The following is a 25,060-nucleotide window of genomic DNA, read 5'->3' as shown; positions in this document are numbered from 1 at the left end:
TCTGACCGCGGGTGAACGCGCGGGTCGAGGGCGTGCCCGGTTCGCTGACCCGGCGGACCTTCGTGGCGCGCAGCATCGCCGGCGCCGCCGTCGCGGTGGCCGCCGGCACCGTGGCCCAGGGGACGTACGGCGTGCTGCGCGGGCCCCGCGTCAAGCGGGTGACGGTGCCGCTGGCCAAGCTGCCGAGGGCGGCGCACGGCTTCCGGATCGCCGTGGTCAGCGACGTCCACCTGGGTCCGGTGCTGGGCCGGGCCCACACCCAGCGCATCGTGGACACGGTGAACGCCACCCAGCCCGACCTCATCGCCGTCGTCGGCGACCTGGTCGACGGCAGCGTCGCGGACCTCGGGCACGCCGCCGAGCCGCTGGCGCGGCTGCGCGCCCGGCACGGCGCCTTCTTCGTCACCGGCAACCACGAGTACTTCTCCGGCGCCGCGCAGTGGGTCGACCACGTCCGCGAGCTCGGCCTGCACCCGCTGGAGAACGCCCGCGAGGAGCTGCCCCACTTCGACCTGGCCGGCGTCAACGACGTCGCGGGCGAGCGCGAGGGCCAGGGCCCCGACTTCGTCCGGGCGCTGGGCGACCGCGACCGCTCCCGCACCGCCGTGCTGCTGGCGCACCAGCCCGTCGTCGTCCACGACGCCGTCCGGCACGGCGTCGACCTCCAGCTCTCCGGCCACACCCACGGCGGCCAGCTGTGGCCCGGCAACTACCTCGCCGAACTCGCCAACCCCACGGTCGCCGGTCTGGAGCGCTACGGCGACACCCAGCTCTACGTCACCCGGGGCGCCGGAGCGTGGGGACCGCCCGTGAGGGTGGGCGCACCCTCCGACATCACCGTGGTCGAACTCGCCTCATATCAGACCTGAGTGTGCAGGAAGCGTAATGAATCGGCCTTCCTTCCGAGAATTTTCCGTGATTGGGTGACCGGTAATCGGATAGTCGGGCGTCGCAGGCCGGACGGTACGGACCGCTAGGGGTAGCGGTCCGGTCGGCCGCGGCGCGGGGTGGGGCGAGGAGAATCACGGATGCGGTCCGTCCGTTCAAAAGTCATCGGGGCCGTACTGGTCCTGGGCGTCGCCGGGGTAGGGGCCTGGCAGCTGATGCCCGGGTCCGGCACCGGTCACAGCGGTGCGATCAGGGTCGGGACGACCGATGTCGTCTCCTCCCTCGATCCGGCCGGCGCGTACGACGCCGGCTCGTGGGCGCTGTTCAGCAACCTCTACCAGTCGCTGATGACCATGAAGTCCGGCTCGGACACCCCGGTGCCCGACGCGGCGAGCTGGTGCAAGTTCATCGGGCAGAAGCTCACCACGTACCAGTGCGAGCTGAGGCCCGACGCGAAGTTCTCGGGCGGCCGGGCGATCACCGCCGAGGACGTCAAGTTCTCCTTCGACCGGATCAAGGCGATCAACTCCGAGCAGGGCCCCGCGCCGCTGTTCAACACGCTGGAGTCGGTCAAGGCCGAGGGCCGCACGGTCACCTTCAACCTCTCGGCCAGGGACGCCACCTTCCCGTTCAAGATCGCCACCGGTGCCGCGTCGATCGTCGACAAGGACAAGTACCCGGCGAAGGCGCTGCGCGAGGACGACAAGGTCGACGGCTCCGGCCCGTACGTGCTGGCGTCGTACGAGGCCGGCGCCGGCGCCGAGCTCAAGCCCAACGGCAAGTACACCGGCCAGGGCAAGGGCGCGCACGCGCCCGTCACCGTGAAGTACTTCAAGGGCTCGGCCGAGCTGAACCGGGCCTGGAAGGACCACGCGATCGATGTCGCCCACCGGGACATGCCCCCGGAGGTGCTGGCCGGGCTCAACCCGAGCCTGAAGGACACCCGCTACACCCAGTCCGGCGGCAGCGAGATCCGCAACATGGTCTTCAACGTCCGCCAGGGCTCGCCGATGGCGCAGGAGCCGGTGCGCCGCGCGGTGGCGGCGCTGCTCGACCGGTCCAAGGTGGCCGGCCAGGTCTACAAGGGCACCGTCACCCCGCTCTACTCGATCGTCCCGGCGGGCATCGGCGGCCACACCACGCCGTACTTCGACGCCTACCCGCAGCCCAGCGCCGTCACGGCGAAGAACCTCCTCAAGGCCGCCAACCTGGCCGGCCCGGTCTCCTTCACCCTCGGCGTCAACGTCCGCGCGACGAACGTCGAGGAGGCGAACGAGATCAAGCGGCAGCTGGAGGAGTCCGGGCTCTTCCAGGTCACGGTCAAGCCCGTGGAGAAGTGGGAGGACTTCCAGAAGGGGTACGCCGCCGGCCAGTTCGACGCGTACACCATCGGCTGGATCGCCGACTTCCCCGACGCCGACAACTTCGTCGCCCCGCTGGTCGGCGCCGACTCCAGCATGAACAACGGCTTCTCCGACAAGACGGTCGACGAGCTGATCACCCGGACCCAGTCCTTCTCCAACCGGGCCGAGGCCGCGGGCGACTTCCGCGAGGTCCAGCGGGTGGTCGCCCAGCACGTGCCGATCCTGCCGATCTGGCAGAAGAAGGACTACGTCCTCGCCCGCGAGGCGGTCTCGGGCGCGCAGTACCTCTCGGACGGCACGGGCGTGTGGCGCCTGTGGGAGCTCAACTGGCTCTGACGGCTGCCCGCCCGGCCGCCCGCCCGGCCCCGCGCCCTGGCGGGCGTCCGGACGGCGGACCCGAGGACCCGGCGCGTCAGCCCGCCAGGTCCGGGTCCGGGTCCGAGGCATTCTTGCGGCCCACGGCCGCCTGCGCCATGCCCGGCAGGAAGTCCGCGAACAGCTCGTGGACCTCGCGCACCAGCGGGCGCAGCACGCGGAAGCGGGCCAGGACGATGCCGCGGGTGGTCAGCTGGGCCCCGCGTTCGGCCAGCTTGCGGGTCTTCTCGCTGTTCTCCGACCGGTCGAAGACCCAGTAGAGGACCAGGCCCATCTGCGAGAGCCACATCAGCTCCGGCAGGACGTCGGCCAGTTCGTCGGGGACCTTGGTCTTCGCCCCCGCCAGCACCTCGCGGTGCATGTCGATGGCCTGCTTGCGGGCCGGCTCCGACTCCGGGGAGAACGGCGAGAGCGGACTGGCGGGGTCCGCCGCGTTCTTGAAGAACTGGGCGGCGAACTCGTGGTAGGGGGCGGCGACGTCCAGCCAGCTGGTCAGTACGCCCGCGAGTCGCCGCTGCAGATCGGTCTCCCGGTCCAGCAGAGGCCGGACCGCCGCCTGGTGCGCGGCGCCGATCCGGTCGTAGAAGCCCTGGACCAGGTGTTCCTTGGACTCGAAGTAGTAGTAGGCGTTTCCGACCGAGACCCCCGCCTCCTTGGCGATGGCCCGCATGGTCGTCTTGTCGTAACCGCGTTCCTGGAAGAGCCGGAGCGCGGTTTCGAGGATGAGCGTGCGGGTCTGCTCGCTCTTGGCAGCCTTCTGATCAGTCACGGTGTCCGAGCCTATCGGGGCCCGCGACCGGGCCCGCGCACCGGTCGTCGCACCCGTCCGCCCCGGCGGCGTCCGCGGTGCGGGTGGCGCCGCGCCAGGCGGCCGCGGCGAGCATCGTGGCCCGGGCGAAGGGCCGGCCCGCCGGGCCGGCCAGCCAGTCGGCCTTCGGCCGGTGCTCGGCCAGGGCCCACAGACTGACGATGAAGGCGTCGGTGCCGGTCCAGACCTGGCCGGAGTCCCCGACGACGGTGATCTCGCGCAGGGTCGCCGCGTGGTCCAGCCGCGGGAAGCGCCGGCGGGCCTCGTCGGAGCCGGCGGGCACCAGGGAGAGCGGAACCAGCCACCGCTGTCCGAGCAGCCAGTGCCGGATGTGCACGCACAACGGGCACCGGGCGTCGTAGAGGACGGTGAGTCGGCGGACGGCGGCCGTCACGGCCGCCAGGCCCCGGCCGGCGCGGTCCAGCCCTGCGGGGGGACCGGCGGGGTCTGCTGGCGCTCCAGGACGCCCCGGCGGCGGAACTTGTTGAGCACCCAGACGTTCAGCAGGTGCATCACGCCCAGGACGAGCAGGACCACGCCGAGCTTGACCGAGAGCGCCTCGAACAGGCCCCGGGCGTCGGCGACGGCCTCGGCCGAGCGCAGGTAGAGGGTCACGAAGCCCAGGTTGACCAGGTAGAAGCCGACCACCAGCAGGTGGTTGACGGCGTCGGCGAGCTTCTCGTCGCCCTGGAGGACGTCGGCGATGAAGATGCGGCCGTTACGGCTGAGCGTCCGCGCGACCCAGACGGTCAGCCCGACGCTGATGAGCAGATAGGTGATGTAAGCGACCACGGTGAGGTCCATGCCCCCCGCCTCCTTGAACGTGTTCAAACGCTTGGCGCGACTGACTGTAGACCCATTTTTGAACAGGTTCAAGCCACCGGTGCGGCGTCCGTCAGAGCCCGCGCAGAGCGGCGACCAGCTCCGCCCGCACCGGCTCGATCCGCTGGTCCAGCCGGTAGAAGTCGTGCCGCGCCAGCGGGACGAACACCGGCTGCGCCGAGGTGCGCGGCCCCGGCCGCACCGCCGTGGACGCCGCCGTCAGGCCCACGCCGTCCGGCCACGGCTCCCGGTCGATCCGCTCGGCCCCGATCCGGCCCGCCAGCACGTCGGTGTCCCGCCGTACGTTCGCCCAGCCGGCCAGCACCTCCGGTCCGGTCAGCGCGGCCACGGCCTCCTCGGTGACGTACGCCGGGTAGTGCCGGCGGAAGAAGCTGGTCAGCGGGCAGCCCGTGGTGAGCAGGGCGATCCGCGGCCGCTCGGCGTCCGACAGCTGCCACAGCGCCAGTACGGAGATCATCGAGCCCATCGAGTGCGCGTTCAGCAGCACCCGCGCCCCGTCCGGGCGCAGGGTGGAGGTCAGCCGGTGGGTGAGCTCCGGTATCGCCCGGCCGGTCCATGTGGCGGGGGTGAAGGGGTGCGCGGAGCGCGGCCAGAACGCGCCGAAGGCCCACAGCATGCCGGTGTGCCGGCGGCTCTCGGCGCGCAGCACGATCGTGCGGACGGCGACCAGCATCGCCACGATCAGCCCCACGAGCATGAACGAGCCCAGCGAGGTCAGCAGCCGCAGCACGGCCGCCAGCAGGTCCTCGTAGTGCCGCGGCAGCATGTCGGCGCTGTGGAAGGCCATCCCGGCGAACACCGCGACCACCACCACGAACGTCCCGGCCAGCGCGCCGAGCGCGTGGTCGAGGGAGCGCAGCAGCAGCGCGGGCCGGGTCGGCGCGGTGGCCGAGCGCAGCGCTGCCCGCGCGGCGGCCCGGTGCACGGCCCAGCGCCGTACGGGCGGCGGCAGCAGCCTGCGCAACCGGCGCCGGGCGCGGTCGCGGGTGCTGCGCGGGGCCGGGTCGGCGGCGGCCCGGGCCCGGGTCAGGGCCAGCTCCCGGCGGCGCTCCTCGAACTCCTCCCGCTCGACCTCCCGCACCAGCCGCCGCCACCGCCCCGGCCGGCCGTCGCGGCGGGTGCGCCGGGGCAGGCAGGACCACCAGGCGCCGACCGTGTGGAGAGCCACGGCGGCGGCCACCACCAGCCCGATCAGCAGGGCCGTCGGCGGCAGGGCCGCGGCGATCGCCCGGACGGCGGCGGGGAAGGCGACCCGGGACCGCTCGGGTTCGGCGGTCAGCCAGTCCTGGGTCCACAGCACCAGCGCGGTGGAGTACACCCAGCCGCTGACGCAGGCGACCACGCCCATCGCCGGGCCGGCCAGCCCGCCGAGCGCCGGCCGGTCGGCGTCGGACGCCGGCGTGGTCACGCAGACGGCGGCCAGCGCGAGCAGCACCAGCGCCTGCCCGGCCAGCACTGCGGTGGTCAGCACGCCGACGCCGGGCAGCATGCTCTGGCTGGTGCGGGCGCCGCCGGAGGCGGCGTAGTAGCCGCCCGCGGCCACCAGCACCGCCAGACAGCCCAGGGCGAAACCCCACTGCCCGGCCGAACCGGGCCACCACCGGGTGCCGAGGACGACCAGCCCCCCGGCGGCGGTGATCACCGCGAAGAGCAGCAGACCGGCGGGGGCGGCGGTGCCCGCCCGGTACGAGGGGACGGTGAGCAGCAGCGCCAGGGTCAGCAGGCCCGCGCACAGGTGGCGGCAGGCCAGGCCCCGGGCGCGCCAGTTGTACTCCCAGAACAGCGGGGCCGACAGGGGGTGTTCGGCCCGTTCGGCGGCGCGTACGGCCTGCCAGGGGTCGTCGGTGCCGACCGGCCGGGTGCGCCGGACCGAGCGGTACTCGGACCTGCCGTCGCGGGCGCTGTAGGCCATGGCGCCGAGCGCGAGCAGCGGCACCAGGGTGGCCAGCAGCATGCCGGGGACCGTGCCGTGCGTACGGACGAGGTGGACCAGCGGGTTGGCGTCCTTGCAGACCCCGCCCGCCGGGCCGCCGGTCCCGCACTGCCAGACCAGTTGGTCCATGGCGCCCTGCGCGAACGAGGTCACGGCCAGCACCGTCAGGGACAGGCCCAGCACCTGGGACAGCCACCGGTAGGCACCGGTGGCCCGGCGCCGCTCCAGCCGGAACGGCTGCATCCACGCGACCAGGTTCACCAGCAGGAACGGCAGCAGGAACAGCCACAGCGCCCGGGTGGCCCCGCCGATGGTCAGCCGGGCCCAGTCGTAGACCTCCCGCACCACGCCGGCCCCGGCCTCCCGGGCGCCGGTCGTCCGGTAGACCCCGGCCTGCTCGTCCCCGCTGACGAGGCGTATCCCGGTGGGCTGCAGGGCCTCCAGCCGGTCCACGGGCCCCATGCCGGGGACGACCACCTCGACGACCTCTACGCCCTCGCGCTCCACCGCAGCCCCCCGCAGGTGTGGTGACGGGAGATCAGGGTGTCACCCCACTGCGGCGGTTGTCAGCCGCTCGGGCCGACCAGGGGCGCGGTGGGACGTCAGACGCTGAGCGAGCGGGCGTAGTTGAGCTGGCTCATCACCCACGGGAAGGTGCCCGGGTCGGTGGCCGGGACCATGGTGGAGTGGTGCCGGCCGCCGCTGGTGACGGTGACCTGGACGAAGCCGGTGGTGGTCTTCTGCTTCATCAGCAGGAAGAGCAGGCCGAGCAGGCAGAAGAGGAAGAAGACGATCGCCAGGATGATCGCATGGGTGGGGATCTTCTCCTCGGTGCGGGAGAAGTCGGTGGCGTTCCACACGGCGCCCTTGAGCGGCAGCGACCCCGACGGCGTGATGATCTGGTCGCCGACGATCGAGATGTCCCCGAGCGCCAGCATCGGCGCGCCGCCGGTGAACCCGGCGGGCGCCCCCGGCATCGCGGGCATGGCCGGCGCGGCGGGCGGCACCGGGGCGCCGGCCGGCGGCGGGGGGTATCCGTAGCCGGGCTGCGGATACCCGTAACCGGGGCCCTGCGGGCCCCACTTGGGGCCGTCCGGCCCGCCCTGGGCGGGTCCGCCCGCGTAAGGATTAGGCTGCTGCTCACTCATACGGCCGATCCTTGCACAGCGGACCCCCGCCTCAGAACGCGGCGTCGGCCAGGGCGAAGTAGCGCGTCTCGATCTTCTTCTGGTCCTCGGTCACCGGAACCAGCGAGTACACCAGACTGCGCCGCAGATCGCGGGTGGCGAAGGCGCCGTTGACGTAGCCGCCGTAGCTGCCGGTCTTGCCCCACACCTCGGTGCCGTCGGGCAGCTTGTAGTACTGCACCCCGGCCCGGCTGAAGCCGCGTTCGGCATGGGACGGCATCTCGAACAGCAGCTTCTGCTGCGCGGGGGGCAGCAGCCGGCCCCGCAGCAGGCTGGTCAGGAACCGCTCCAGATCGGGGGCGTTGGAGACCATCCCGCCCTCGGCCCAGGCCCACGGGTCGGCCGGCGGCAGGTCGGCGAGGGCGGGGGAGGGCATCGAGGTGTCGCCCGCCGCCGGCAGGTAGGTGTGGCGCAGGCCCAGCGGGCGGACGATCCGCCGGTTCAGCTCCTCGGCGTACGTACGCCCGGTGACCTTCTCGACGACCATGCCGAGCAGGTGGTAGTTGGCCCCCATGTAGATCTGGGTGATCGCGTCCCCGGTGACGGGCTCGCCCGCCTGCGGGCACTCGGTGATCGCCGACCTGATGAACTCGGCCGGGGTGTACGACCGGCCCTGCTCGTAGCAGGCGGGGCGCGGCAGGCCGCTGGTGTGGCTGAGCAGCTGCTCGATCGTGATCGGGGCCCAGTGGGCGGGCAGGGTGCCGGGCAGTACCTGCTGCACCGGGGTGTCCATGGTGAGGCGGCCCTCGGCGATCAGCTGGAGGGTGAGCGTGGAGGTGAACAGCTTGGTGATGCTGCCGATCCGGAACGAGGCGGCGGGATCGGCGGAGACGTTCCCCGCGGCGCCGGTCCACCGTCCGTCGCGTCCGCCGACCCGGGCCATGGCCCCGGCGAGCACGCCGTCGGGCAGCGCGCCGAGCGCGGCGCGGAGCCGGGCCGGGTCGATCGGCTCCCGCACGGTCCCGGTGACGGGCCGCTCGGCGGCCCGGGCGGACGGCACGGCTGCGGCGCTCACCCCGAGCAGGGCCGCTCCGGCGGCCACGGCGGCGATCCAACGTCCGTACGTCTTCGGCGATTTCGTCATGCGGCAAGTCTCGCCACCCATGATCACCCGGCCATCGGGGCGATCCCCGAGGCCCCCCTGACCCGTCCCCTGGGGGCTACCGCCCGGTCGAGAGGATCGCCCCGACGTCGAGCGTGACCTTGGCGCCGATCGACTCGGGCAGCGTGACCAGTTCGCCGGGGGCGTGGATGCGGTGGGTGGCGTAGTCGTCCCCGGCGGGGTCGGTGAGGACGTGCAGGCGGTGGTGCTTGCGGTCGACGATCACGTAGACCGGGATCCCCGCGCCTGCGTAGGCCGCGACCTTGGTGCGCAGATCGGTCCGGTAGTTGCCGGAGGTGACCTCCAGGACGAGGCGGAAGATCGCCGGGTCGTAGCAGTTGTTCTCCGCCTCGTGGTCCCGGTAGTCGGCATCGACCAGCGAGAGGTCCGGGATGGCGAAGTCCGAGGGGCCGCTGGGGAGCCAGACGCCCATCCCCTGAATCGTCCTCGCCTCGTCGCCGTGCAGCCCCGCCATGGCGAAGGGCAGAAGGATGTCGCTCAGGACTTCCGCGTGGGGGCCGTTGGCCGGTGGAGAGACGAGGATCTGACCTCCGATGATCTCGACTCGGTACCCGAAGTGCTGCTCCATGAGCTCGTTGGCCACGTCGAGCAGCGACTCCTCGTCCTGGGACTCGCCGTAGGGCTGCTCAGTGGGTGCTGTGGACATCACGTGCCTCCCATGGGCTGCTGTCGAGGCCATCATCGTAGGACCGGAGTCGGCCCCGCTGCCGGAGGGCGGCGCGTTCATCGCAAAAGGCGAAAACCCCGCCCCCGGTGCACAGAACCGGGGACGGGGTCTTCGTCAGGCCTGGGCGGCCGACCGCCAGGTCAGAAGCGGCGCGTGATCAGGGCGCGCTTGACTTCCTGGATGGCCTTGGTGACCTCGATGCCACGCGGGCACGCGTCGGTGCAGTTGAACGTGGTGCGGCAGCGCCACACGCCGTCCTTGTCGTTCAGGATCTCCAGACGCTGCTCGCCCGCCTCGTCACGGCTGTCGAAGATGAAGCGGTGGGCGTTCACGATCGCCGCCGGGCCGAAGTACTGGCCGTCGTTCCAGAACACCGGGCACGACGAGGTGCACGCCGCGCACAGGATGCACTTGGTCGTGTCGTCGAAGCGCTCGCGGTCCTCCGGGGACTGCCGGCGCTCGCGCGTCGGCTCGTTGCCCTTGGTGACCAGGAACGGCATGACGTCGCGGTAGGCCTGGAAGAAGGGCTCCATGTCGACCACGAGGTCCTTCATCACCGTCAGGCCCTTGATGGCCTCGATGGTGATCGGCTTCTCCGGGTTGATGTCCTTGATCAGCGTCTTGCAGGCGAGCCTGTTCTTGCCGTTGATCCGCATCGCGTCGGAGCCGCAGATGCCGTGCGCGCACGAGCGGCGGAAGGTCAGCGTGCCGTCCAGGTCCCACTTGATCTTGTGGAGACCGTCGAGCACGCGCTCCTTCGGGTCGATCTCGATCTGGAAGTCCTGCCACTCCGCGGTGTCGGACACCTCGGGGTTGAAGCGGCGGATCCGGAAGGTGACCGTGATGTACGGGGAGGCGGCGGACTCCGCCTCGACCTTCTCGAGAGTGGGGGTGGCCATCAGTACTTACGCTCCATCGGCTGGTAGCGGGTCGTCACGACCGGCTTGTAGTCGAGCCGGACCGAGTCCGAGCCGTCGGCTCCGACCTCGCGGTACGCCATGGTGTGGCGCATGAAGTTGACGTCGTCGCGGTTGGGGTAGTCCTCGCGGTAGTGACCGCCGCGGGACTCCTTGCGGGCCAGGGCGGAGACCGCCATGACCTCGGCCAGGTCGAGCAGGTTGCCCAGCTCGATGGCCTCCAGCAGGTCGGTGTTGAACCGCTTGCCCTTGTCCTGGATCGCGACGTTCTTGTACCGCTCGCGCAGCTCCGCGATCTTCTCGACCGCGGTCTTGATGGTCTGCTCCGTACGGAACACCATCACGTTCGCGTCCATCGTCTCCTGGAGCTCGGCGCGCAGGTCGGCGACCCGCTCGCTGCCCGTGGAGTTGCGCAGCCGCTCGACCTGCTCCTGCACGAACGCCGCCGGGTCCTCCGGGAGCTCGACGAAGTCGTTCTCGGCCGCGTACCTGGCCGCCGCGATGCCCGACCGCTTGCCGAAGACGTTGATGTCCAGCAGCGAGTTGGTGCCCAGGCGGTTGGCGCCGTGCACGGACACGCACGCGACCTCGCCGGCCGCGTACAGGCCGGGGACGACGGTGGTGTTGTCCGCCAGGACCTCACCCTCGACGTTGGTCGGGATGCCGCCCATGGCGTAGTGCGCGGTGGGCTGGATCGGGATCGGGTCCGTGTACGGCTCGATGCCGAGGTACGTACGGGCGAACTCGGTGATGTCCGGGAGCTTGGCGTCGAGCTGCTCCGGCGGCAGGTGGGTGAGGTCCAGGTAGACGTGGTCGCCCTCGGGACCGCAGCCGCGGCCCTCGCGGATCTCCGTGTAGATGGAGCGGGAGACGACGTCACGGGACGCGAGGTCCTTCATGACCGGCGCGTACTTCTCCATGAAGCGCTCGCCGTCCTTGTTGCGCAGGATGCCGCCCTCACCACGGGCGCCCTCCGTCAGCAGGATGCCCATGCGCCAGATGCCCGTCGGGTGGAACTGGAAGAACTCCATGTCCTCCAGCGGCAGGCCGCGGCGGTAGCAGGCCGCCTGGCCGTCACCGGTCAGGGTGTGCGCGTTCGAGGTGACCTTGAAGAACTTGCCGGTACCGCCGGAGGCGTAGATGACGGCCTTCGCCTGGAAGACGTGGATCTCGCCGGTGGCCAGCTCGTACGCCACGACGCCCGCGGAGTGCTTGACGCCGTCGACCTCGGTGATCAGCTGGTCCAGGACGTAGAACTCGTTGAAGAACTCCACGCCCTCCTTGACGCAGTTCTGGTACAGCGTCTGGAGGATCATGTGACCGGTGCGGTCGGCCGCGTAGCAGGAGCGGCGGACCGGGGCCTCGCCGTGGTTGCGGCTGTGGCCGCCGAAGCGGCGCTGGTCGATGGTGCCGTCCGGGGTCCGGTTGAACGGCAGGCCCATCTTCTCCAGGTCGAGGACGGCGTCGATGGCCTCCTTCGCCAGGATCTCGGCGGCGTCCTGGTCGACCAGGTAGTCACCGCCCTTGACCGTGTCGAAGGTGTGCCACTCCCAGTTGTCCTCCTCCACGTTGGCCAGCGCGGCGGCCATGCCGCCCTGCGCGGCACCCGTGTGGGAGCGGGTGGGGTAGAGCTTCGTCAGCACGGCGGTGCGGCTGCGCTTGGTCGCCTCGATGGCGGCGCGCATGCCCGCGCCACCGGCGCCGACGATGACGGTGTCGTACTTGTGGATCTTCATGAGATGTGTCGCCTCAGCCCCGTTGCCTAGCGGATGTTCGGGTCGAAGGTGAAGATCACCAGCGTGCCCAGGAGGATGGTGAACACCGTGGCGGTGTAGAGCAGGCCCTTCAGCCACAGGCGCGTGTTCGCGCGCTCCGCGTAGTCGTTGATGACGGTACGCAGGCCGTTGGCGCCGTGCAGCATCGCCAGCCACAGCATCAGCAGGTCCCAGACCTGCCAGAACGGCGAGGCCCAGCGGCCGGCCACGAAGGCGAAGCCGATCTTGGAGACGCCGCCGTCGAGCACCAGCTGGATCAGCAGGTGGCCGATGACCAGGACGACGAGGACGATGCCCGACAGGCGCATGAAGAGCCATGCGGCCATCTCGAAGTTGCCGCGGGTCGAGCGGGGCGTCTTGGAGGTGCGCTTGCGCGGGGCCTCGATGTACGGCGCCGGGTTGTCGACGTCGTACAGGCTCGCGCCCTGGACCTCGCCGATGGCGGAAGAAGAGGTGTCAGCAGACATCGGCGTCACTTCCCGAACAGTTCAGCAGCCGCGTGGCCGAGCACGGGGTACACGGCCCCGGCCATCAGCACGACCCAGACGCCCACGACGGTCCAGAGCATCTGCTTCTGGTAGCGCGGGCCCTTGGACCAGAAGTCCACGGCGATGACACGGAGACCGTTGAGCGCGTGGAAGAGGATGGCGGCCACGAGGCCGTACTCCAGGCACGCGACGATCGGAGTCTTGTAGGTGGCCACGACGTCGTCGTACGCCTCGGGCGAGACGCGCACGAGAGCGGTGTCGAGGACGTGTACGAACAGGAAGAAGAAAATGAGGACGCCGGTGACTCGGTGAGCCACCCAGGACCACATTCCTTCCCGGCCGCGGTACAACGTTCCAGCCGGCACGGAAAAACCCTCCGGAAGCGGGGCGGGGGCCTGCCGGCTTCGTTGTCGGTCTGGCCCGGCCGGGTACGGTCCACCGGCCCCGGACATCGTAGCGACGACTTGTCGGATCCTTCGCGCGGGGTCCATCGGTGTGATCAAACAGGCACGGACGGCCTACCCTACGGGAGCAAACCGTACCAATTCGGGTGCATCGGGCAGGTCCACGAGCCCGGCCAGCCGCTCCCCGGCCAGGCGCCTGAGCTCGTCCGCCGCGACCACCCGTTCCTCCTCCGGAGCGTTGCGCAGCCGTGACTGGATCCGGCTCAGCACCGCGTCGATGCGCTCCTGCGGCGGGACGCCGGCCAGGCAGACGACGAAGGCGTGCCCGAAGAGGCGTTCGTACTCGGCGTGCGCGGCGCGCAGCGCCAGCTGGGCGGCGTAGGGGGCCCTCGGATCCAGCTCCGCCGAGGACTCGGCGGCCAGCGCCTCGGCCAGGTCCGCCGGCGCCAGGTCGTACGCCGCCTCGTCGGCGGCGGCCAGCAGCGCGCCCAGGTCGGGGTACGGGCGGTGGGCGGCCACCCGCTGCGCCCAGCGCGGGCTGCGGCAGCAGCGCAGCAGCAGGTCCTCGGCCGCCTCGGCGGGGCAGGTGTTGAAGCGGGCCAGCCGGGAGCCGGTGACACCGCGGACCTGTGCCGGAAGATGGCTGGACAGGTGGGGCTCCTCGGGGCGGCACGAGTGAGATCCGGCACGGGGCAGATCCGGACACGGACGACGCCCACCACGCTAGCGAGAGGGGCGCGGGGGCGCCGTACTCATGGGCGGATTTCACCCGGAAGAGAAGCATGGGGGAGGTGAGACACGTGTGAAGAAGGGGAAAGGGCGGTCGCGAGCACGGCGGGGACCCTGGAGAGAATGGAAGACGACCGAGGCCGCCACCCCCCACAGGAGAGGCCCCGGTCGCCGTCCGGCACGGGCTCGTGCGACAAGCCCGTACCTGTGTCAGCGTCGCGGATGCGTTTTGTGTCACACCCCGCTGTGCGCAGGGTTGGTTGCTGGTTGTACAACTCATGGACGAGAGGTACGTGAAACCCTTAACGTGCTGATTTGCGCCACAGGTACAGGACAGTGAACGGGTTGGGGACTTTGCTGGGGGACGACGCGGAGCTGACCACCGCGGTGCTCGCGGCACAGGGCGGCGACGACACCGCCTTCCGTGCCGTGTACCGGGCCGTGCACCCGCGCCTGCTCGGGTACGCGCGGACGCTGGTCGGCGACATGGACGCCGAGGACGTGACCTCCGAGGCCTGGCTGCAGATCGCCCGCGACCTCGACTCCTTCGCCGGGGACGCCGACCGCTTCCGCGGCTGGGCGGCGCGGATCACCCGCAACCGGGCGCTGGACCACATACGCATGCGGGGCCGGCGCCCCGCGGTCGGCGGCGACGAGACCGAGCTCACCGGCCGGGCGGCCGACAGCGACACCGCGGGCGAGGCGATGGAGTCCGTCGCCACCGGCCACACCATGCGGCTGATCGCCCGGCTCCCGCAGGACCAGGCCGAGGCCGTGGTGCTGCGCGTGGTGGTGGGCCTGGACGCCAAGAGCGCCGCCGAGACGCTGGGCAAGCGGCCCGGCGCGGTCCGTACGGCCGCCCACCGTGGCCTGAAGAAGCTGGCGGAACTGCTCAGTGCGGAAACGGCGGGCGACGTCGGCCATAATTCCCAAGGTCGTCCCGGGGAGCTCGACGCCGTACCCGCGCAGCGCGGTCCGGGCGGTGAACTCGTAGAACAAACCGGTGTGACGCATTCACGTTGGCGGACGCAGAAGGACATGTGATGGCCGACGAGGACAACAGCTGGCTGGACGCAGCCGCGGCGGAGAACCTGCTGCGGGGCGAATCCGCCGGACCTGTCGCCGCCCCCCGGGCCCGGGCCGAGGCCGCCCGGCTGCGCGGCGCGCTGGACTCCCTCGCGGTGCGGATCCCGCCCCAGGACGGTCCGGAACTGCCGGGCGAGGCGGCCGCCGTCGCCGCGTTCCGCGCGGCGCGCGAGCGTCGGGATCCGGCCACCGGGACCGCCGGGGTCCCCGCCCTCTCCGCGTCCGCCGCGCCGTCGGCGCCTTCCCCCTCTTCCGCGTCCTCGCCGTCTTCCGCGCCGGTCCCGTCGTCCGGGTCCCCGGCCGTCCCCGAGCCGGTCGTCCGGCTGCTGCCGGGGCCGGGCGGGCGGGCGCCGCGCCGCCGGGTGGGCGCCGTACGGTTCGGGCTGGCCGCCGCCGTGGCGAGCATCGCCGTCGGCGGGGTCGCCGCCGCCGCGGGCACCGGTCTGCTGGGCCGGGCCCTGCACACGAACGCCGGTCCCGCCCCGGCCGTGTCCGTGAGCAGCACCGGAGCGCCGGACCCCACCGGCCGGGCGAGCACGGCCGCCCCCGCGCCCTCCGCCCCCGAGCGGCCGCTGCGCCAGAGCCCGGGGGCCGAGGCCTCCGGCGGGGCGCGGACGCCGGGCGGGAGCGGGGACGAGGCCGCGGCCGGCTTCACCGGGGGTGGCAACGAGCCGTCCGGGGACGGGACCGCGCGTGAGCGCGACCCGAACCGCGAGCCGGAGTACCGCACCAGGGCCCTGGACCTGTGCAAGGACTACCGCGCCGGCAAGCTCAGCGACGACCGCCGCGAGCGGCTGTCCAAGCTGGCCCGCAGCACGCAGGGCATCGCCCGGTTCTGCCAGACCGTGATGGACGGCGACGAGCGGACCGGCCGCCCGGAGGACGCCGACGCGGGAAGCGGCAGCGGCGGCAGCGGTTCCGGCGGCTCCGGGAGCGGCGGCGACAAGCGCAGCGGCAGCGGGATCCTGCAGGCCCCGACACCGCTGGCGACCGTCGAACCGCTGCTGCGCAGCGACGGCGGCCTGGGCCTGCCGACCCGCCGCTGACCTGCCCGCTCGGCACGCTGTAACACTTTTCGCGCGGCCGGCGCAGTACATAACGAGCCGACTGGTCATCGGCGGCGCATGAAGCCGGGGTTCCCCCCGTACCCCTGGGCTCTGCGCAACTGGCGCGGGCGGGGCACGTTCCCCCGGCCCTGCCCGCGCCACCTCTTCTTCCTACGACCTTCCGGGCGCAGCGCGCCGGGGCGCCGGAGCGCCCGATCAGCCGGTCACCAGTAGACGACGACCTTGTCGCCCACGTTCACCTGGTCGAACAGCGCGGCGATCTTGCCCTTGTCGCGGACGTTCACACAGCCGTGCGAGGCGCCGTTGTAGCCGCGGGCCGCGAAGTCGGCCGAGTAGTGCACCGCCTGGCCGCCGCTGAAGAACATCGCGTACGGCATCGGCGTGTGGTAGATCGTCGACGTCCAGTCCTTGGCCTTCCAGCCCACGTTGAAGACGCCTTCGCGGGTGGGGGTGTTCTCCGAGCCGAAGCGCACGTCCATGGTGGAGACGACCTTGCCGTCGATCATCCAGGCCAGCGTGCGGCTCTCCTTGCTGATGCACATGACGCGGCCCTGCATGCAGCGCGGGTCCGGGGCGTCGGCCTGGTTGACCGGCGCCGGCGGGTTCAGCTCCTTGTCGGTGGGCTTCTTCGTGACCTCCTGGACCTTCTTCCAGGTGGCCTGGTCCACCGCGCCGTGGGCGGTCAGGTGGTGCTTGTTCTGGAAGGCCTTCACCGCGGCGGTGGTCTTCGAGCCGTAGAAGCCCGTCGGGTCGGTCTTGAGCAGGTCGAGCTGCTTCAGGCGGGCCTGGAGCTCGCGCACCTGCTCGCTCTCGTCGCCGTTCGACATGATCGCCTTGACGCTGGGCGAGGCCGAGGGCGAGGGGGACTGCGACGCGGACGGCGAGGGGGAGGCCTCACCGGGCTTGGCGTCCGCCGACGCCGACGCCGACGGTTCGGGGGTGCTGCCCGCCGCGGACGCGGACGGGGCGGGGGAGGCGGGACGCTCGGCGTCCGGCTTCTCCGCCCCGCAGGCGGTCGCGGCGAGCGCGACGGCGGTAACGACCCCGAGCGTGCGGAGTGCGACTCTCTGGCGGTGCATCTGGCGGTGCATGCGTGTCCCCCCGAAATACGTGGTGTGTATCTAGACGATGCCTGGGTGGCGTGGATGGTTGCGCACGGTCCGGGGATGTTGCGCCATTGTGACCGGGGCCGTTCGCGGGGACGGTTCTATCAGCACCGGACCCGGTGACACTACGGAGGTCTTGGTCACATGCCACGCACCGAAAGCGGTCGGCCGATCCAACCGGTCTACGGGCCCGAGGCCCTGACGGAGTGGGACCCGGCGGTCAAACTGGGGCAACCAGGCTCCTACCCGTTCACGCGGGGCATCTACCCCACGATGTACACCGGGCGTCCGTGGACGATGCGGCAGTACGCCGGCTTCGGCACCGCGGCCGAGTCCAACGCCCGCTACCGGCAGCTCATCGCCGCCGGCACCACGGGGCTGTCCGTCGCCTTCGACCTGCCCACCCAGATGGGACACGACTCCGACGCGCCGCTCGCGCAGGGCGAGGTGGGCAAGGTGGGCGTCGCCGTCGACTCCGTCGAGGACATGCACGTCCTCTTCGACGGCATCCCGCTCGACCGGGTCTCGACCTCGATGACCATCAACGCCCCGGCCGCCGTCCTGCTGCTGCTCTACCAGCTGGTCGCCGAGGAACAGGGCATCCCGGCCGACCGCCTGACGGGCACCGTGCAGAACGACGTGCTCAAGGAGTACATCGCCCGCGGCACCTACATCTTCCCGCCCGCGCCCTCGCTGCGGCTGGTCGCCGACACCTTCCGCTACTGCCGCACCGAGCTCCCGCGCTGGAACACCATCTCCATCTCGGGCTACCACATGGCCGAGGCCGGGGCCTCGCCCGCGCAGGAGATCGCCTTCACCCTGGCCGACGGCATCGCCTACGTGCGGACGGCGACCGGCGCGGGCATGGCCGTGGACGAGTTCGCGCCCCGGCTGTCCTTCTTCTTCGTCGCCCGCACCACGCTGCTGGAGGAGGTCGCCAAGTTCCGTGCCGCCCGCCGCATCTGGGCCCGCGTCATGCGCGAGGAGTTCGGCGCCCGCGACCCCAAGTCGCTGATGCTGCGCTTCCACACCCAGACCGCCGGGGTCCAGCTGACGGCCCAGCAGCCCGAGGTCAACCTGGTCCGGGTGGCCGTCCAGGCGCTGGCGGCGGTGCTCGGCGGGACCCAGTCGCTGCACACCAACTCCTACGACGAGGCCATCGCGCTGCCCACGGACAAGGCGGCCCGGCTCGCGCTGCGCACCCAGCAGGTCCTGGCGTACGAGACGGACGTGCCGCACACCGTCGACCCCTTCGCCGGCTCCTACGCGGTGGAGTCGATGACGGACGAGCTGGAGGCGGCCGCGCTGGAGCTGATGAACCGCATCGAGGCGCTCGGCGGGGCGGTCGCGGCGATCGAACGCGGCTTCCAGAAGGCGGAGATCGAGCGCAACGCCTACCGGATCGCGCAGGAGACCGACCGCGGCGAGCGGGTGGTGGTCGGCGTCAACCGGTTCGCGCTGCCCGAGGAGGAGCCGTACGAGCCGCTGCGCGTGGACCCGGCCATCGAGGTCCGCCAGCGGGAGCGGCTGGCCCGGCTGCGCGCGGAGCGGGACGGCGCCGCGGTCGAGGCCGCGCTCGCGGAGCTGCGCACGGCGGCGACCGGACCGGAGAACGTGCTGCCGCCGATGAAGGAGGCGCTGCGGGCGCGGGCCACCGTGGGGGAGGTGTGCACCGCGCTGCGGGACGTCTGGGGCACGTACGCACCGGCGGATTCCGTGTGGTGAAACACACTGGCTGACAGGAGCAAACCTATGTGACACTCCTGCGCATGCTGGGAGTGACCGATCTGCCGACCTACCTCGCCGCGCTCGCGCTGATCATTCTGCTGCCCGGCCCGAACTCGCTCTACGTCCTGTCCGTGGCCTCGCGGCGCGGGGTGCGCGACGGGTACCGGGCCGCCTGCGGGGTGTTCACCGGCGACACGGTGCTGATGGTGCTGACCGCGGTCGGCGCCGGGGCCCTGCTCCAGGCCAGTCCGCTGCTGTTCGGGATCGTGAAGGCGGCCGGCGCCGGCTACCTGGCCTGGATCGCGATCGGCATGATGCGCAGCGCCCTGGAGATGTGGCGCAGCCGGCACTCCGCCGTCCGCGCGCAGCAGGAGCCGGGGGCGGCGGCCGGATCGGACGCCGCCGGGGCCGGGGGCTCCGGGCCCGCCGGGGCGAAGGCCGCGGCCGTGGAGCGGCCGTACCGGCGGGCGCTGGTGGTGAGCCTGCTCAACCCGAAGGCGATCCTGTTCCTGCTGTCCTTCTTCGTGCAGTTCGTGGACCCCGGCTACGCGTATCCGGCGCTGTCCTTCCTGCTGCTCGGCTCGCTCGCGCAGCTGTCCAGCTTCCTGTACCTGAGCACCCTGATCTTCAGCGGGGCCCGGCTGTCGGCCGCCTTCCGCCGCCGCAAGCGGCTCTCGGCCGGCCTGTCGTCGGCGGCGGGCGTGCTCTTCCTCGGCTTCGCGGCGAAGCTCGCCACCGGCTGACCGGCTGACCGGCTGACCGGCTGACCGGCTGACCGGCTGACCGCCGGCCCGCCGGTCCGGCTCAGCGGCCGCGGGCCACCGCCCGGCGCAGCCGGCGGACCCGGCGGACCGCGCGGCGCAGCACCGGGTGGCCCGGCAGGAAGGACAGCCGGGCCGGGACGCCGCCGGGCAGGGCCAGCGCGGTGAGCCGCCTGCGGGTGACGTAGCGCCAGGTGCGGGAGTCCCGGTGCGCCGCCAGGTACCGTTCGGCCTCGCCCCGGCGGGCGGCCAGCAGCTGCGGCTGCATGGTGAACCCGACCGCGGCGACCAGCCCGGCAACCCCCTGCCCGGCCTGCCCCGGCACCGGCGGGGTCCACGCGCGGACGGCCGGTGCGTCGGCGAGGTCCGGCAGCAGCGCGTCGACCAGCACCAGCGGGATCCGGTTGCTGTTCTGGTACGGCGTGAGCCGGGCCAGCACGGCGCCGGTCCCGGTCCGGGCCACGGGCAGCCCGTACAGCGTGGCGGCGGTCAGCAGTCCGGTGGAGAAGCAGCCGACGACCAGCGCCGGGCGCAGCCTGCGGTAGAGGACCTCGGCCAGCCCCGGGCCGGGGGCGACGGTGAACCGCACGCCCAGCGCGTCGGCCTCGGCCGCGGCCCGCCCCCAGGAGCGGGCGGGGGCGCTGGGGTGCGGCTTGAAGACGACCTCGCGGTGGCCCAGCGCGTGCGCGCCGCGCACCATCGCCGCGTGCAGTTCCTCCTCCTCCGCCGCGGTGAGCAGGTCCAGCGCGCAGAGGTACTGGCCGAGCAGCAGCGCCGGCCCGCGCGGGGCGGCCGCCGCCCGTTCGGCCGCGGCGGCGACGTCCGCGTCGAGCACGGCGTCGTCGGCGAGCTCGTCCAGCACCTTGCGGAAGGCCGCGTCCGGCAGCCGCTCGGCGGGCACCCCGAACTCGGTGAGCAGCAGCGGCTCCACGCCGGGGACGAGGTCCAGGTGCAGCACCCGGCGGACGCGCACGCCGATCTGCGGGTCGAGCTTGGAGCGGGTGGGCCCGTAGCTCATCAGGCCGTCGGCGTAGACGTCGACGGCGGCGCCGGGGAACAGCCGGCACAGCGCCTGCGCGGGGGAGACCTGGAGGGACTCGACCACCAGCTCGACGCGGTCCTCGCCCAGTCCCCACAGGGCCCGCAGCTGCCGCTCCCACAGCGGTACGTCGTCGGGGCGCGGGGCCCAGGCGCTGGGGTGGAACGGCGCGATCGCCGCGTTCCAGTCGATCACGTCGTCGAAGCGGGAGCGCAGGCGGTCGAAGCCGGGCATCTCCTCGATCCCCGGGGCGACCTCGGGGACCGCCGCGTTGTTGCTGGTCAGCAGGATCTGCCGGGCGGCGGGCGGGAAGGCGCCGCAGTCCAGGGCGGTGGCGAGGGTGGCCACTCCGTAGAGGGTGGAGGCCAGGAAGATCCGCGTGGTGCCGGTGCCGGTCCCCGTGCGGGGGGCGGAGCCGGCGGCGGTCGGGGGCGTGGTCATCGCGAGGCCGCCCCCGTCAGCGCGCGGCGGCGCAGCCGGCGCAGCAGGGCGGACCGCCCCGGGTCCATGCCGTCCAGGGCCTCGTCGAGCAGCTGCTGCGGCATTCTCCGCAGGGCCTGCGCGCTCATCGTACGGAGTTTCCTGGCCACGGCCGGTTCGAACCTTTCGATGGACCCGTGATGGTGCGCGATGATCGCACAATACGTGCGAACTGCTTTCGGCAGCAGCCTATCGGCTTCGCGATCAAGAGCGGTTTCGGCGAGCACCTGATCGAATGCCCGGATGAAATCGAGCTGGCGCTCGTCACCGATCTGCGTCAACGAGGTGGAAACCCCCCGCCGGTAGAAGATTCCGGGCGCCGCGACCGCCGCGAACGACGCCGCCTCCCGGTGCAGCCGCCAGATCCACGGCCGGTCCTCCGCCGTGCGCAGCCCGTCGGTGAAGTGCAGCAGTCCGGCCTCCAGCAGCCGCCGGTGGTACATCCCGGCCCAGGCGTAGGGGTAGTCCACCGAGGACGACCGGTCCGCCGGCAGGATCGCCGTCCGGGGATCGGCCACCACCCCCTGGGGCCCGTACGGGACGCGCTGCACGGTCCGCGTGCGGCCCGTCGTACGGACATGGTCGGTGCGGACGAAGTCGCAGTTCAGCGCCTCGATGGCGGCGACGGTCCGGGCCAGGTGGCCCGGGGCCAGCCAGTCGTCGCCGTCCAGGAAGGCGACGTAGGTGCCGCGGGCGGCGTCCAGGCCGGTGTTGCGGGCCGTCGCCAGCCCGCCGTTCGTCTCCCGTCTGAGCACCCGGGCCCCCGGCAGCGTCCTCGCCGCCCGCTCCAGCAGCTCCGGCGTCCCGTCCGTCGAGCAGTCGTCGACGAGGAGGAACTCGAAGTCGTCCCGGGCGTTGCGTTCGAGGCTTTTCAGGGCGTCCGGCGCGTATGTCTGCACGTTGTAGAACGGCACGACGACAGAGAGCGTGAGCACCCGCAGAGATTATCGGCGGCCCGCGGTATCGACCGTGGCCCGGATGCGGAATGCACATGAACGGCGGGCGGCGGACGTGTTAACCGGCCCGGATTCGCAATTCGTCGACGGGCTGTTCATCCGCTGTTGAGCATTCGTTGGGACGATCACCGGAATTCCGGCATAGTTTCTGGCCCGTGCCAGAAGCGAAGCGGGTCGCAGTGCTCGCCGATTCCGATACGCGATGGAAATGGGGCGCACTCACCGCGCGCCGCCTCGCGCCCGACCAGGATCCGACCGGTTATCTGCTGCGCGGCCGTGCCACCCCCACCGCGCGCCAGCTCGGCGAGGTGGGCGTCGAGGCCGCCCGGCCGACCGAGGTGACCTGTGCGGAGTTCCTCGCCGAGATCGAGCGCGAGTCGTACGACGTGGTCGTGCTCGCGCTGGTGGGCGGCGCCGTGCAAGCCGTCCTGCACGGCGTGCGCGCCCTGTGGCCCGCCCCGGCCCGGCGCCCGGTGCTCGTCACCGGCTACGTCGGCGTGGTCTACGAGAAGCTCGCCGACGGGCTCCTGCTGCGGCACGGCGCCGACCTCGTGCTGGCCAACTCCCGCGCCGACGCCGAACGCTTCCGCGGCGTGTACGCGGGGGTCGGCGCCGACGCCTCGGCCGTCACCGGGACCACCCTGCCGTTCCTGGCCGGGGCCCGGTACGAGCCCGTCGGGACGCGCGCCCGCACCGTGGTCTTCGCCGTCCAGCCGTCCGTGCCGCAGAACAAGGCCGAGCGCGGCTACCTCCTCGGCCGGGCCGCCCGGCACGCCCGGCTGCACCCCGAGCGCGAGGTCCTGGTCAAGCTGCGCAGCAAGCCGGGCGAGCACACCACGCACCTGGAGGAACTGCCCTACCAGAAGCTCGCCGAGAAGCTGCCCGGCGGGCTGCCGGCCAACTGCCGCCTGGTCTACGGCAACATGGGTGAGGTCCTGGACCGCACCGACCTGCTGGTCACGGTGTCCTCCACGGCCGCCCTGGAGTCCCTGCACCGGGGCATCCCCACCGCCGTCCTGACCGACCTCGGCATCCGCGAGGCCCTCGGCAACCACCACTTCCTCGGCTCCGGCTGCCTGGCCTCCTGGGACGAGATCGACGCCGGGGCGCTGCCCGCGGGCGACCCCGCCTGGCTGGCCGCGCAGGGCGTCGGAGCCGGCGCCGGCGCCGGGGAGGACCCCTTCGAGGCGGCCCGGGCCCGGGTGGACGAGCTGTGCGCCCGGGCCGAGCTCCCGCCCGTCGCGCCGTACTACACCACCACCACCGCCCCCGGGTACCTGCCCGGCATCCTGGCCCGGCACCACCTCGCCCCCGACGGCACCCCGCTGCCCGGCGCGCCGCGCCCGGCCGGCCAGGAGTCACGGCTGCGCCGCCACCTGCGCGCGCACCTGCGCGAGGCCGCGCGCGGCGCCTACCGGCACGGCGTCCAGCGGGTCGCCCCGGTCATCCGCCGGCTGGGGGAGCTGTGACCTCCACCCCCCGCCGGGTCCTCGCCGTCGTCCCGGCCCGCGGCGGCTCCAAGGGCGTGCCGGGCAAGAACCTGGCCGAGGTGGGCGGCGTACCGCTGGTCGCCCGCGCGGTCCGTGCCTGCCTGGCCGCGCCCACCGTGACCGACGTGGTGGTCTCGACCGACTCCCCGGCGGTCGCCGCCACCGCCCGGGCCGCGGGCGCCGCCGTGGTGCCCCGGCCGGCCGCCCTCTCCGGGGACACCGCCACCAGCGAATCGGCGTTGCTGCACGCCCTCGACTCCTTCGAGGAGCTGCACGGCACCGAGGTGCACGTGCTGCTCCTCGTGCAGTGCACCAGCCCGTTCCTGGAGCCCGCCGACGTCGAGTCGGTCGCCGCCGCCGTCGCCACCGGTGCGGCCGACTCGGCCCTGACCGTGGCGCCGTTCCACGGGTTCCTGTGGCGCGCGCAGGCCCCCGACGGCACCGGCACCGGGGTCAACCACGACAAGGCCACCCGCCCCCGGCGCCAGGACCGCCCCCAGGACCTGCTGGAGACCGGCGCGGCCTACGCCATGGACGCGGCCGGCTTCCGCGCCGCGCGGCACCGGTTCTTCGGCCGGACGCTGCCCGTGCGCACCGATCCGGCCCGGGTGCTGGAGATCGACGACCCGCACGACCTGGCCCGCGCCCGCGCGCTCGCCCCGCTCCTCGACGCGCGGCCCGTCCCCGCGCGCCACCCGCTCCCCGCACGCCACCCGCTTCCCGAGCTTCCCGAGCTCCCCGCGCTTCCCGAGCCACTCGCACGTTCCGTACCGACCGAAGGACACCGCTCATGAACGCCCGCCAGAGGAACCTCGGCCCGCGCCGCCTCGGACCCGGCCACCCCGTCTACGTGGTCGGAGAGATCGGCATCAACCACAACGGGGACCTCGACAAGGCCTTCGCCCTCATCGACGCGGCGGTCGACGCCGGTTGCGACGCGGTGAAGTTCCAGAAGCGCACGCCCGAGATCTGCACCCCGAGCGACCAGTGGGACCTGGAGCGCGACACCCCCTGGGGCCGGATGAGGTACATCGACTACCGGCACCGCGTCGAGTTCGGCGAGGACGAGTACCGCGCCGTCGACGAGCGCTGCAGGGCGCGCGGCATCGCCTGGTTCGCCTCGCCGTGGGACGTCGAGTCCGTCGCCTTCCTGGAGCAGTTCGACGTGCCGGCGCACAAGGTGGCCTCGGCCTGCCTCACCGACGACGAGCTGCTGCGCGCCCTGCGGGCCACCGGCCGTACGGTCGTGCTCTCCACCGGCATGTCCACGCCGCGCCAGATCCGGCACGCCGTCGAGGTGCTGGGCAGCGAGAACATCGTGCTCTGCCACGCCACCTCCACCTACCCGGCCCGGGCCGAGGAGCTCAACCTGCGCGTGATCAACACGCTCATGGACGAGTACCCCAACGTCCCGATCGGCTACAGCGGCCACGAGACGGGCCTGCAGACGACGCTGGCCGCCGTCGCCCTCGGCGCCTCCTTCGTGGAGCGGCACATCACCCTCGACCGCGCGATGTGGGGCTCCGACCAGGCCGCCTCCGTCGAGCCCGGCGGCCTGGCCCGCCTGGTCCGGGACATCCGCACCATCGAGACCGCCCTCGGCGACGGCGTCAAGCGCGTCTACGAGTCCGAGCTCGGCCCCCTGCGCAAGCTCCGCCGGGTCCAGGGCGAACTCGCCGCGGTCTGACCGGCTCCATCCGCTCGCACCCCGCCGAACAGGAGCCACGCCGTGACCCCTCCTGCCCCCGCCGCCACCCCCGCCCCCACCCTCGCCTTCGTCGAGAGCCCGGTCCAGCTGCTGAACGTGCTGGAGTGGGCCCATGCGGAGCACTCGGCCGCCGCGGAG

22 protein-coding genes and 2 pseudogenes are annotated in these 25,060 nt (G+C 72.6%); 9 read left to right on the top strand and 15 right to left on the bottom strand.

Annotated features, from left to right (window positions below; genetic code table 11):
* Positions 1–47: 47 nt before the first annotated feature.
* A pseudogene (locus LG632_RS20525) lies at positions 48–869 on the top strand (metallophosphoesterase); the annotation flags it as partial.
* A 159-nt stretch (positions 870–1,028) separates the two neighbouring features.
* Positions 1,029–2,588: an ABC transporter substrate-binding protein gene (locus tag LG632_RS20520; RefSeq protein ID WP_226728840.1), complete on the top strand. Its 1,560-nt coding sequence runs from the start codon at positions 1,029–1,031 to the stop codon at positions 2,586–2,588.
* Between the two features lie 76 nt (positions 2,589–2,664).
* On the opposite strand, the gene LG632_RS20515 is transcribed toward LG632_RS20520, so the two are convergent.
* The 12 genes from LG632_RS20515 to LG632_RS20460 form a co-directional block, all read right to left on the bottom strand.
* Positions 2,665–3,396: a TetR family transcriptional regulator gene (locus LG632_RS20515; protein WP_226728839.1), complete on the bottom strand. Its 732-nt coding sequence runs from the start codon at positions 3,394–3,396 to the stop codon at positions 2,665–2,667.
* Positions 3,389–3,829, bottom strand: coding sequence for a thiol-disulfide oxidoreductase DCC family protein (locus LG632_RS20510; RefSeq protein WP_226728838.1), 441 nt, complete (start codon positions 3,827–3,829; stop codon positions 3,389–3,391). The genes LG632_RS20515 and LG632_RS20510 overlap by 8 nt, the downstream gene beginning before the upstream one ends.
* Positions 3,826–4,239 (bottom strand): hypothetical protein, encoded by a 414-nt coding sequence (locus LG632_RS20505; protein WP_226728837.1) that lies wholly within the window; start codon positions 4,237–4,239, stop codon positions 3,826–3,828. The genes LG632_RS20510 and LG632_RS20505 overlap by 4 nt, the downstream gene beginning before the upstream one ends.
* Before the next feature lie 91 nt (positions 4,240–4,330).
* A complete protein-coding gene (locus LG632_RS20500; RefSeq protein WP_226728836.1) occupies positions 4,331–6,718 on the bottom strand; it encodes a hypothetical protein in 2,388 nt (795 codons plus the stop codon).
* A gap of 95 nt (positions 6,719–6,813) precedes the next feature.
* Positions 6,814–7,359 carry a hypothetical protein gene (locus tag LG632_RS20495; RefSeq protein ID WP_226728835.1) on the bottom strand — a complete coding sequence of 182 codons (546 nt, stop codon included), beginning with the start codon at positions 7,357–7,359 and terminating at the stop codon, positions 6,814–6,816.
* Between the two features lie 31 nt (positions 7,360–7,390).
* Entirely contained in the window at positions 7,391–8,482 is a 1,092-nt protein-coding gene (locus LG632_RS20490) for a serine hydrolase domain-containing protein (RefSeq protein ID WP_226728834.1), read from the bottom strand.
* 76 nt (positions 8,483–8,558) lie between these two features.
* Positions 8,559–9,167, bottom strand: a complete 609-nt coding sequence (locus LG632_RS20485) for a Uma2 family endonuclease (protein ID WP_226728833.1) — start codon at positions 9,165–9,167, stop codon at positions 8,559–8,561.
* A gap of 161 nt (positions 9,168–9,328) precedes the next feature.
* Entirely contained in the window at positions 9,329–10,087 is a 759-nt protein-coding gene (locus LG632_RS20480; RefSeq protein ID WP_226728832.1) for a succinate dehydrogenase iron-sulfur subunit, read from the bottom strand.
* Positions 10,087–11,841, bottom strand: coding sequence for a succinate dehydrogenase flavoprotein subunit (gene sdhA / locus LG632_RS20475; RefSeq protein ID WP_226728831.1), 1,755 nt, complete (start codon positions 11,839–11,841; stop codon positions 10,087–10,089). Before sdhA ends, LG632_RS20480 begins: the two co-directional genes overlap by 1 nt.
* A 26-nt stretch (positions 11,842–11,867) precedes the next feature.
* Positions 11,868–12,347: a succinate dehydrogenase hydrophobic membrane anchor subunit gene (locus LG632_RS20470; protein WP_226728830.1), complete on the bottom strand. Its 480-nt coding sequence runs from the start codon at positions 12,345–12,347 to the stop codon at positions 11,868–11,870.
* A gap of 5 nt (positions 12,348–12,352) precedes the next feature.
* On the bottom strand, positions 12,353–12,733 hold the full coding sequence (sdhC, locus tag LG632_RS20465) for a succinate dehydrogenase, cytochrome b556 subunit (RefSeq protein ID WP_226728829.1): 381 nt from the start codon (positions 12,731–12,733) through the stop codon (positions 12,353–12,355).
* Between the two features lie 153 nt (positions 12,734–12,886).
* Positions 12,887–13,327, bottom strand: a complete 441-nt coding sequence (locus LG632_RS20460) for a 2-oxo-4-hydroxy-4-carboxy-5-ureidoimidazoline decarboxylase (protein ID WP_374203527.1) — start codon at positions 13,325–13,327, stop codon at positions 12,887–12,889.
* Positions 13,328–13,855: 528 nt separating this feature from the next.
* Between LG632_RS20460 and LG632_RS20455 the strand changes: the two genes are divergently transcribed.
* Entirely contained in the window at positions 13,856–14,545 is a 690-nt protein-coding gene (locus LG632_RS20455) for an RNA polymerase sigma factor (protein WP_226728841.1), read from the top strand.
* Complete coding sequence (locus LG632_RS20450; protein ID WP_226728828.1) at positions 14,545–15,633, top strand: hypothetical protein; 1,089 nt, start codon at positions 14,545–14,547, stop codon at positions 15,631–15,633. Before LG632_RS20455 ends, LG632_RS20450 begins: the two co-directional genes overlap by 1 nt.
* 224 nt (positions 15,634–15,857) lie before the next feature.
* Here the strand turns inward: LG632_RS20450 and LG632_RS20445 are convergent, their stop codons facing one another.
* Positions 15,858–16,733, bottom strand: coding sequence for a L,D-transpeptidase family protein (locus LG632_RS20445; RefSeq protein ID WP_226728827.1), 876 nt, complete (start codon positions 16,731–16,733; stop codon positions 15,858–15,860).
* A 171-nt stretch (positions 16,734–16,904) separates the two neighbouring features.
* Between LG632_RS20445 and LG632_RS20440 the strand changes: the two genes are divergently transcribed.
* Both LG632_RS20440 and leuE read left to right on the top strand, forming a co-directional pair.
* Positions 16,905–18,485: an acyl-CoA mutase large subunit family protein gene (locus tag LG632_RS20440; protein ID WP_226728826.1), complete on the top strand. Its 1,581-nt coding sequence runs from the start codon at positions 16,905–16,907 to the stop codon at positions 18,483–18,485.
* Positions 18,486–18,529: 44 nt separating this feature from the next.
* Complete coding sequence (leuE, locus tag LG632_RS20435) at positions 18,530–19,231, top strand: leucine efflux protein LeuE (RefSeq protein ID WP_226728825.1); 702 nt, start codon at positions 18,530–18,532, stop codon at positions 19,229–19,231.
* Between the two features lie 61 nt (positions 19,232–19,292).
* On the opposite strand, the gene LG632_RS20430 is transcribed toward leuE, so the two are convergent.
* Both LG632_RS20430 and LG632_RS20425 read right to left on the bottom strand, forming a co-directional pair.
* Positions 19,293–20,729: a polysialyltransferase family glycosyltransferase gene (locus tag LG632_RS20430; protein WP_226728824.1), complete on the bottom strand. Its 1,437-nt coding sequence runs from the start codon at positions 20,727–20,729 to the stop codon at positions 19,293–19,295.
* Entirely contained in the window at positions 20,726–21,703 is a 978-nt protein-coding gene (locus LG632_RS20425; RefSeq protein WP_226728823.1) for a glycosyltransferase family 2 protein, read from the bottom strand. Before LG632_RS20425 ends, LG632_RS20430 begins: the two co-directional genes overlap by 4 nt.
* Before the next feature lie 176 nt (positions 21,704–21,879).
* Here LG632_RS20425 and LG632_RS20420 point away from each other — a divergent pair, with 176 nt between their 5' ends.
* The 3 genes and pseudogenes from LG632_RS20420 (at position 21,880) to LG632_RS20410 (ending at position 24,901) form a co-directional block, all read left to right on the top strand.
* A complete protein-coding gene (locus LG632_RS20420) occupies positions 21,880–23,193 on the top strand; it encodes a DUF6716 putative glycosyltransferase (RefSeq protein WP_226728822.1) in 1,314 nt (437 codons plus the stop codon).
* Positions 23,190–23,903 (top strand): annotated as a pseudogene (locus tag LG632_RS20415) (acylneuraminate cytidylyltransferase family protein); the annotation flags it as partial. The gene LG632_RS20420 and the pseudogene LG632_RS20415, both read left to right, overlap by 4 nt.
* A 101-nt stretch (positions 23,904–24,004) precedes the next feature.
* Entirely contained in the window at positions 24,005–24,901 is an 897-nt protein-coding gene (locus LG632_RS20410) for an N-acetylneuraminate synthase family protein (protein WP_226728821.1), read from the top strand.
* Positions 24,902–25,060: the final 159 nt, after the last annotated feature.

The sequence above is a fragment of the Streptomyces antimicrobicus genome (genome assembly GCF_020532625.1).
In the GTDB taxonomy this organism is placed as follows: Bacteria; Actinomycetota; Actinomycetes; order Streptomycetales; family Streptomycetaceae; genus Streptomyces; species Streptomyces antimicrobicus.
The sequence above is the reverse complement of the archived record's forward strand: the minus strand, read 5'-3'. Positions and strand labels throughout refer to the sequence as shown.

Coding starts and splice junctions, on each gene's coding strand:
- LG632_RS20520 (WP_226728840.1), top strand. CDS start 1,029: ATGCGGTCCGTCCGTTCAAAAGTCATCGGGGCCGTACTGGTCCTGGGC.
- LG632_RS20505 (WP_226728837.1), bottom strand. CDS start 4,239: ATGGACCTCACCGTGGTCGCTTACATCACCTATCTGCTCATCAGCGTC.
- LG632_RS20495 (WP_226728835.1), bottom strand. CDS start 7,359: ATGAGTGAGCAGCAGCCTAATCCTTACGCGGGCGGACCCGCCCAGGGC.
- LG632_RS20490 (WP_226728834.1), bottom strand. CDS start 8,482: ATGACGAAATCGCCGAAGACGTACGGACGTTGGATCGCCGCCGTGGCC.
- LG632_RS20485 (WP_226728833.1), bottom strand. CDS start 9,167: ATGTCCACAGCACCCACTGAGCAGCCCTACGGCGAGTCCCAGGACGAG.
- LG632_RS20480 (WP_226728832.1), bottom strand. CDS start 10,087: ATGGCCACCCCCACTCTCGAGAAGGTCGAGGCGGAGTCCGCCGCCTCC.
- sdhA (WP_226728831.1), bottom strand. CDS start 11,841: ATGAAGATCCACAAGTACGACACCGTCATCGTCGGCGCCGGTGGCGCG.
- LG632_RS20470 (WP_226728830.1), bottom strand. CDS start 12,347: ATGTCTGCTGACACCTCTTCTTCCGCCATCGGCGAGGTCCAGGGCGCG.
- LG632_RS20450 (WP_226728828.1), top strand. CDS start 14,545: ATGGCCGACGAGGACAACAGCTGGCTGGACGCAGCCGCGGCGGAGAAC.
- LG632_RS20445 (WP_226728827.1), bottom strand. CDS start 16,733: ATGCACCGCCAGAGAGTCGCACTCCGCACGCTCGGGGTCGTTACCGCC.
- LG632_RS20440 (WP_226728826.1), top strand. CDS start 16,905: ATGCCACGCACCGAAAGCGGTCGGCCGATCCAACCGGTCTACGGGCCC.
- leuE (WP_226728825.1), top strand. CDS start 18,530: ATGCTGGGAGTGACCGATCTGCCGACCTACCTCGCCGCGCTCGCGCTG.
- LG632_RS20430 (WP_226728824.1), bottom strand. CDS start 20,729: ATGACCACGCCCCCGACCGCCGCCGGCTCCGCCCCCCGCACGGGGACC.
- LG632_RS20410 (WP_226728821.1), top strand. CDS start 24,005: ATGAACGCCCGCCAGAGGAACCTCGGCCCGCGCCGCCTCGGACCCGGC.